This window comes from Phormidium sp. CCY1219 (assembly GCF_055795085.1).
The window spans coordinates 1-7,800 of the sequence record NZ_JAYFEQ010000500.1; the positions used below are offsets into that span (position 1 = coordinate 1).

Genomic DNA, 7,800 nt, shown 5'->3' on the forward strand with positions numbered 1-7,800 from the left:
TTGCGAGTCGGATTTTACCTTGTTTTTCTGTAGGTTGTCAGTTTGGCGTAAATTTCATAAAATTAAACCATCGGGAGTGGTTTAAATTGGCGCGCCCTGGTTTCAATTATAGCCAAATCGGGGAGAACGCGATCGCGCCAGAAAAATCCCGCGCCCACCTCTAACGTTATCCCTCAATTCTAACTCACTGTTCTATAGGAGATAAAACCATGTCTTCTCCCTTTCCTGGAATGGATCTGTACTTAGAAAATCCCGAAATTTGGCCCTCAGTTCACAATCGATTGATTGTCGCCCTGGCGGATGCCCTGACGCCACAAGTGGTGCCGAAATATTTCGTCGATATCGAACAAATAATTTATGAAATTAGCGGCGATGCCTCGCTTTTAGTGGGCATTCCCGATGTGACGGTGCAAGGCGGAAAAGGAGGAAATGCGCCCTTAGAAGAATCGGCAGTTGCAGTGGCATCACCGCCTACGCCGATGACTGTAGATGTGCCCATGCCAGAGAGAATCAAACAAAGCTATTTAGAAGTTCGAGAACGGGAAAGCCAAAAGGTGATAGCGGCGATTGACATCCTATCTCCTGTGAATAAAACGGCGGGAAGAGGGCGAGAAAAATACGAAAGCAAACGGTTGAAAATTTTGGGCAGTAGCACGCATTTAATCGAAATCGATTTGTTGCGAAGTGGGGCACCGATGCGGGGGTGCGAGGTGGCGGGGGAATGTGACTATCGGATTTTAGTCAGTGGCAGCGATCGCCGCCCAAAAGCAGATTTATATGCTTTTATCATTCGCCATCAATTGCCCCAGTTTTCTTTGCCTTTGCAAAGGGAAGATGCGGAACCGATAATCGACTTACCGGATTTATTAAATCAATTGTACGATCGCGCCCGATACGATTTGAGACTCGATTATACTCAAGACCCGATACTGCCTTTTTCAAAGAGCGATCGCCCTTGGGTAGATGCGCGCTTGCGGGCGCAAAATCTGCGATAATGAAAGGGATATGATGCCAAATTGAGGGAGGGATTAACCTCGCTTGTCGTTTGGCGTCATGCAGTTAGGCGAGTTCATGGATAAAGGGTAGAAAACATGGCGATCGTGATTGCAGGAGAACGAAGCGGCGCAGGGAAAACCACCCTGACTCTAATGCTGTTGGCGTATTTAACCCGCCACCAGTTAACGGTGCAATCGTTTAAAGTCGGACCGGATTATATCGATCCGATGTTTCATCAGTATGTCACGGGGCGTGCTTGTCGCAATTTAGACCCGGTTTTGACTTCGGAAAACTATGTGCAGCAGTGTTTCCATCGCCACAGTCAAACCAGTGAATGTGCCCTTGTGGAAGGGGTGATGGGATTGTTTGATGGGGTCAGAATGACGGATAAGCTCACAGTCGGCGATTTTGCCAGTACCGCGCACATTGCCAGAGTGCTGGGATTGCCGGTGGTATTGACCATTGACTGCTCTCGTCTCTCCGGTTCCGTGGCGGCGATCGCCCAGGGATATAGCACCTTCGATCCGCGCGTGCAACTGGCGGGAGTTATCCTCAACCGGGTGGGGAGCGATCGCCATCAGCAACTGCTCGAAGATGCCCTCGAACCGCTGCAAATTCCCATTCTCGGGGTATTGCGACGGGAAGATAAAATTGCCATCCCCGACCGACACCTGGGGTTAGTGCCCACTGCAGAACTGCCAGAACTCGATCGCGTCATCGATCGCCTCGCACATCTGGCAGAAACCTGCTTGAATTGGGAGCGATTGCTGCCTCTACTTCGCACTCAACATATAACCCCTCCCGAAGTCGCTGGCCTCACAATAGATACGCAAAATGTCAATTTTCAATCGGCAATCCGAATTGCGATCGCCCGGGATGCAGCGTTTAGTTTCTACTATCAAGATAACCTAGATTTGCTTGCCGCCCTTGGTGCAGAATTAGTCCCCTGGAGTCCTTTAGGCGATCGCGCCTTACCCGAAGCAGTGGGAGGGTTATATTTTGGCGGCGGGTTTCCGGAAATGTTTGCCGAACAACTGGCGAACAACAGCGATGCCTTACAGGCGGTGAAACAGGCCATAAAACAGGGAATGCCCACCTATGGGGAATGTGGCGGGTTGATGTACTTAGGGGAAAAAATAGTAGATTTTGCCGGAGAAAGTTGGCCGATGGTGGGGATTTTGCCCACCAGCACGGTGATGGGGACAAAATTAACCTTAGGATATCGACAGGCAACGGCCCTGCAAGACACCCCCATCTTACTAGCCAAGCAGAAGGTTTTCGCCCACGAGTTCCACCGATCGCACTTAACCCGAGAACCCGAGTCTCCCCTATTTCAAATCCAGAGTTTTCAGCGCGGGGCGATCGCCGCCACTGAAGGATGGGGAGGGACAGTGAAACAGGGTACCGCCTTTCCCCAGGTGCATGCATCCTATCTGCATTTGCATTGGGGAGGCACACCCGAAATTCCCCGGCGATTTTTACAAAACTGCCAGAGATTTGCCCGAAAAATGGGAACTTCAGAAGGCTTGCGTTACAATCGCTGATGTAAAGCTATCGTTTATTGTAAAGCTTTGTAAAAAATAGTGGGCAGTTTGGAATCGGTGTGTTAGCTTAATACTGGACACCAAAAGAGATAGAAAAAAAAGGAGGGAAACGAAGAAGATACGGAAGGTTCCTGGATCTGGTGTCACCCGTCTAGAGAACTGATGCAGCGCCCCCTCTACGGGTCAAGCTGCGATCGTTGTCCACCCGAGTAAGAAAGTCTGAGACGTACCTTATTTTAGTCTATTTCACTGAACAGTTAGAAGAATCGGTCATTCGTTTTGTACCGGGTCTAGTCATTGACTAGGCCCATCAGTTTTTTTAGAGGACAATTGCAGACTTCCAGTCGCTACAGCACTGTCCGGGGATGTAAAAAATTGATAAAAGACGCCAGAGATGCAAGGAAGCCTCGGTTAAAATAATCAAACCAGAGAAAAATCCCGATTAATAGCATCGCCAAAGAAAATAAAAGCACCCGCCTGGATTGGGAAACCAGTTGGCATTCGAGGAGAAAGAGGTTAAAGTGCTCTCAGGTGCATCTGAGAGGAGGGATTTTCCGTAATCGAAGCGAAGCGATCGCCCGAGTCCCAGAGTACGGATCCATCCAAATCGGATTCTCTTCTCCCGCCGCCGACTCCCGAGGAGTGGGTCGGGGAACCCCGCCAGAATTTTGTTTGCTATTGAAGTCGGACAAAGCAACTGGCTTAATTGACTTGTGAGATGCAACCCCCACGAAACAGTCATGTGGTCTAGAGAAAATTTTCCCAATTTGAGCTTATTGTTGCCCAGTGGCGACGCCCACACCAAAACCCATTGGTTTTATCTCACCCTTGCCATGCTCCTGTGTAGCATCAACAGTGGGAACCTCAACGCGCAACCCATCGATCCCCAGACAATTCCCAATCCCCTGCCCCGCATCACCCCAGAGCCGGCGGAAGAACCACCCCTGTTGCCCCCGCCAGAAGAACTGCTGCAACCCCCAACCCCCAGCGCAGAGCCGGCCACACCGGGTCTCGATCCCGGCGGGACAGTTCCGGGCACCATCGAAGTCGAGCGATTTGAAATCCTCGACAGCAGCATATTTAGCCAAGAGCAATTGGACAAACTGCTCTCCCAATATACCGGTCGGCCCCTTTCCTTTGCCGAACTGCTGCAAGCGCGCAGCGCCATCACCGAACTGTACAACCAGCAAGGCTACATCACCACCGGTGCGTTAATTCCCCCCCAGACCCTAGAAAACGGCGTAGTCCAAATCCAAGTCGTCGAAGGGGGACTCGAAGAGATTCGAGTCATCGGCACCGATCGCCTCAGTCCCGACTATATCCGCTCCCGGTTAGGGCGAGCCACCGACAAACCCATCAATATCGACGAACTGCTCGAGGCCCTGAGACTGCTGCAACTGGATCCGTTAATCGACACCATCTCCGCCGAACTCTCCGCCGGATACCGGCCCGGGCAGAACTTGCTCGAAGTTCGCATCACCGAAGCTCCCGCCTTTCGCAGCGAAATCACCCTAGACAACGGAAGAGCGCCCAGTGTGGGCACCTTCCGGCGCAAAGGAGTATTGACCCACGGGAACCTATTCGGATTCGGCGATCGCCTCAATATTGCCTACAGCAACACCGATGGCAGCGATCAGTGGGACGTAGACTACACCCTGCCCATCAACGGTCGCAACGGCACCCTCACCGTCTCTCACAGTCGCACCAGCAGCGAAATCATCGAACCCCCCTTCGATCGCGTGGATATCGAAGCCAAATCCCGCAACAGCGAACTCACCTTCCGCCAACCCCTGGTGCAATCCCCCACCCGGGAATTCACCCTAGGGCTGACCGCCGCCCGTCGCGAAAGCAATACCTCCATTTTAGATGTGGCCTTTCCCCTGTCCCCCGGGGCCAACGAAGACGGCGAAACCCGGATTTCCGCCTTGCGATTTTTTCAAGAATGGACCGATCGCAGTTCCCAACAAGTCTTCGCCGCGCGATCGCAATTCAGTCTCGGCGTCGGTTGGTTTGATGCCACCGTCAATGCCGAAGAACCCGACAGCCGATTTCTCGCATGGCGCGGACAGGCCCAGTGGTTGCGGGTCCTCGGGTCCGACGACGCCAATCCCGAAACCTCCCCTACCTTATTGCTGCGCGGCGACGTGCAACTGGCAACCACCTCCCTGCTAGCCTTGGAACAGTTTGGTCTCGGCGGGTTGCAAAGCGTGCGGGGATACCGCCAAGATGCCCTGCTCACCGATAATGGGGCGCTTGCTTCTGCAGAAGTTCGCTTGCCGGTTTATCGCACGGAAGGGGGCGAGTTTAAAGTGCAAGTCGTGCCTTTTGTGGATGTGGGGGCCGCCTGGAATAACGGCGATCGCGAAAATCCAGACCCCAATACTTTGGCCTCTGTGGGCCTGGGGTTGCAACTGGATTTTGGCGATCGAATTCGCGCTCGTCTAGACTGGGGATATCCCCTGGTTGATATTGAGTCGAGGGATAGAACGTGGCAAGAAAATGGCTTTTATTTTTCGATTACTTCCTACCCGTTTTAAGAGTGCTCCTGCGCGCCGGAAAACGGGCAAAAATCCGTAAATTTTGCGCCGTGGCGGTGGCGGTTTTACTGCTGAGCTTACTGCTGCACTCGCAAGTCATGGCGCGCCCGGGAGACGCTTTAGTGCAACGAGGTCGGCAATTGTACGATGCCGGTCAGTTTGCCCGGGCGGCGCAGGTGTGGGAAAATGCGGCGAGTAGCAGTGCGGCGCAAGGAGATGAGTTGCACCAAGCGATCGCTCTGTGCAATCTCTCCACCGCCCTGCAAGAACTGGGAGAATGGGATAAGGCGAAATCCGCCATCGCCCAAAGCTTGCAATTGATTGGCGATCGCGCCGATACCGATTCTACCGCCTGGTTGCGCGTGTTGGCACAAGCGCTCAATACGCGCGGGAGTTTGGAATTGACCGTTGGCGACCCCCGCGCCGCCCTGAACCTGTGGGAACAAGCTACCGATGCCTACCGCCACGCCGGGGATGAGGCGGGGGTCTATCGGGCCTGTCTCAACCAATCCCTCGCTTTGCAAAGTTTAGGGCTTTATCAGCGCGCCTTGGATACCCTGGAAGGGTTGAATCAGAGGTTGCAATCTCAACCGATTTCCGAGATGAAGGTGACGACCCTGCGCGCTTTGGGCAATACTCTGCGACTGCTGGGGGATTTGCCCCAATCTGAGGCGGTGCTGCGCGAAAGTTTCTCCTTGGCGCAACAGTTGCGATCGCCTAAAGCGATTAGCGAAACCGCGATCGCTTTGGGCAATACCGCCCGGGCGCGCAACAACCCCGCCGCCGCATATGAATTTTACCAACAAGCTGCGATCGCTGCCCAATCACCCGCCACCCAAGTCCAAGCGCGACTCAATGCCCTCTCTTTAATCCTGGAAGAACCCTCGGACACCTTCGCTCGCGACTACTTGCCCCAGGCGATAACTTGGCTGCCGCAAATTCAAGCGCAATTGGAACAATTACCCCCCAGTCGCATGGCGGTTTTCGCCCAAATTAAATTCGCCCAAAATCTTCTCAGATTTCCGGATAAATTGCCAACTACACTCATAGGAAATCAAACGCAAATTGCCCAGCTTTTAGCTCAATCCGTGCGCCTGTCTCGCCAATTAAATGACAAGCGCGCCGAATCTTATGCCCTGGGAAATTTGGCCGCCGTTTACGAGACTAAACAACAGTGGGCGGAAGCGCAACAACTCACGGAAGAGGCTCTGGCATTGTCCGAGGGGATTAATGCGGTGGATATTGCCTATCGTTGGGAATGGCAACTGGGACGCTTGTTAAAGGCACAGGGGAAAGTTTCGGGTGCGATCGCCGCCTACGCTCAAGCGGTGGAATCTCTCGAAGCGTTACGGTTGGATTTAGTTACCGCCAATCGCGAAATTCAGTTTTCTTTTCGCGATCGCGTCGAACCGGTTTATCGAGAGTTTGTCTCCTTGCTCTTGCAACCGGGAAAAAATGCTAAACCCACGCAAAAAAACCTGCGTCAAGCGCTGCAAGTGATGGAATCTCTGAAGTTGGCAGAATTGGATAATTTCTTCCGCGATGCCTGTGTGGATAGCCAACCGGTGGAACTTGACAAGCAAATTCTCGACCCCAACGCCGCGATTTTTTATCCGATTATTTTGGGCGATCGCTTAGAAGTAGTTGTCTCCCTCCCCGGGCAACCCCTACGCCATTATTCTCATCCCAATCTCTCCCAAGAAAAGGTCGAAGAAACTCTGATAAATCTGCGAAAAACCCTCGTTACTCGCACTTCCCGCAACTTTTTGACTTACGCCGAAACCATTTATCAATGGGTCATCGAACCTTTTGCCACAGATTTGGCTGACAGTGGCGTAGAAACTTTAGTGTTTTTGCCCGATGGATTATTTAGAAATGTGCCAATGGCTGCCCTTTACGATGGGGAACAGTTTTTAATCGAAAAATATGGCATTGCTTTGAGTCCCGGATTGAAGCTCATCGACCCCCAACCGCTGGAAATGCAAGAGTTAGAAGCTCTCACTGCTGGCATTTCTCAAGAACGTTTTGGGTTCTCTCAATTGCCGAATGTGGTGGTGGAAGTTGAGCGGGTTTCTTCTACCCTTTCTGGGGTGGTTTTGCTCGATGAAGCATTTACGCGCAACGCCCTGCAAGAGGAAATTATCCAAACCCCTTTTCCTGTGGTTCATATCGCCACTCATGGTCAGTTTAGTTCCAATGCTGAGGAAACCTTTATTCTCGCTTGGGATGAGCGCATTAATGTCAATCAATTGGATACTTTATTGCGGGTTCGCGATCGCACCGGCAACCCCCGCGCCATTGAATTGCTCGTTTTGAGTGCCTGTCAAACCGCTACCGGTGACAATCGCGCCGCCTTGGGTCTCGCAGGGATGGCAGTACGCGCCGGCGCACGCAGTACCCTCGCCACCCTCTGGTTCATCGACGATGCCGCTACCGTCCCCTTGATGGGCGAATTTTATCGTCAGTTAAATCAATCCCAGGTCACCAAAGCTCAAGCCCTCCGCACCGCCCAGCTCGAACTCTTGCAAACTCGCCAATATCGTCATCCCATTTACTGGGCACCTTACGTGTTAGTGGGCAATTGGCTTTAGGCAAGGTTGCTGGTTTGTTGACTTTTTCGCCCCCAAGGGAATGAATTTCGGGTAAAATAGACTCGATGGGGCAGGCAGGACTTAAGCGCAATGCGTAAATTGCTTAAATGCCCTGCCTGCCCCATCGAGTTT

At 52.5% G+C, this 7,800-nt stretch carries 4 protein-coding genes; all 4 read left to right on the forward strand.

The window, feature by feature from the left end:
- Positions 1-209: 209 nt before the first annotated feature.
- The 4 genes from AC0QH1_RS13040 to AC0QH1_RS13055 all read left to right on the forward strand — a co-directional run bounded on the left by AC0QH1_RS13040 (position 210) and on the right by AC0QH1_RS13055 (position 7,668).
- Positions 210-995 (forward strand): DUF4058 family protein, encoded by a 786-nt coding sequence (locus AC0QH1_RS13040; RefSeq protein WP_324631579.1) that lies wholly within the window; start codon positions 210-212, stop codon positions 993-995.
- 96 nt (positions 996-1,091) lie between these two features.
- On the forward strand, positions 1,092-2,540 hold the full coding sequence (locus tag AC0QH1_RS13045) for a cobyrinate a,c-diamide synthase (protein WP_324631580.1): 1,449 nt from the start codon (positions 1,092-1,094) through the stop codon (positions 2,538-2,540).
- 740 nt (positions 2,541-3,280) lie between these two features.
- Positions 3,281-5,077, forward strand: a complete 1,797-nt coding sequence (locus tag AC0QH1_RS13050) for a ShlB/FhaC/HecB family hemolysin secretion/activation protein (protein WP_324631581.1) — start codon at positions 3,281-3,283, stop codon at positions 5,075-5,077.
- Positions 5,029-7,668 carry a CHAT domain-containing protein gene (locus tag AC0QH1_RS13055; RefSeq protein ID WP_324631582.1) on the forward strand — a complete coding sequence of 880 codons (2,640 nt, stop codon included), beginning with the start codon at positions 5,029-5,031 and terminating at the stop codon, positions 7,666-7,668. The genes AC0QH1_RS13050 and AC0QH1_RS13055 overlap by 49 nt, the downstream gene beginning before the upstream one ends.
- Positions 7,669-7,800: the final 132 nt, after the last annotated feature.

Bases quoted from the DNA above. Each gene is read 5' to 3' on its own strand.
- AC0QH1_RS13045 (WP_324631580.1), top strand. From the start codon at position 1,092: ATGGCGATCGTGATTGCAGGAGAACGAAGCGGCGCAGGGAAAACCACC.
- AC0QH1_RS13050 (WP_324631581.1), top strand. From the start codon at position 3,281: ATGTGGTCTAGAGAAAATTTTCCCAATTTGAGCTTATTGTTGCCCAGT.
- AC0QH1_RS13040 (WP_324631579.1), top strand. From the start codon at position 210: ATGTCTTCTCCCTTTCCTGGAATGGATCTGTACTTAGAAAATCCCGAA.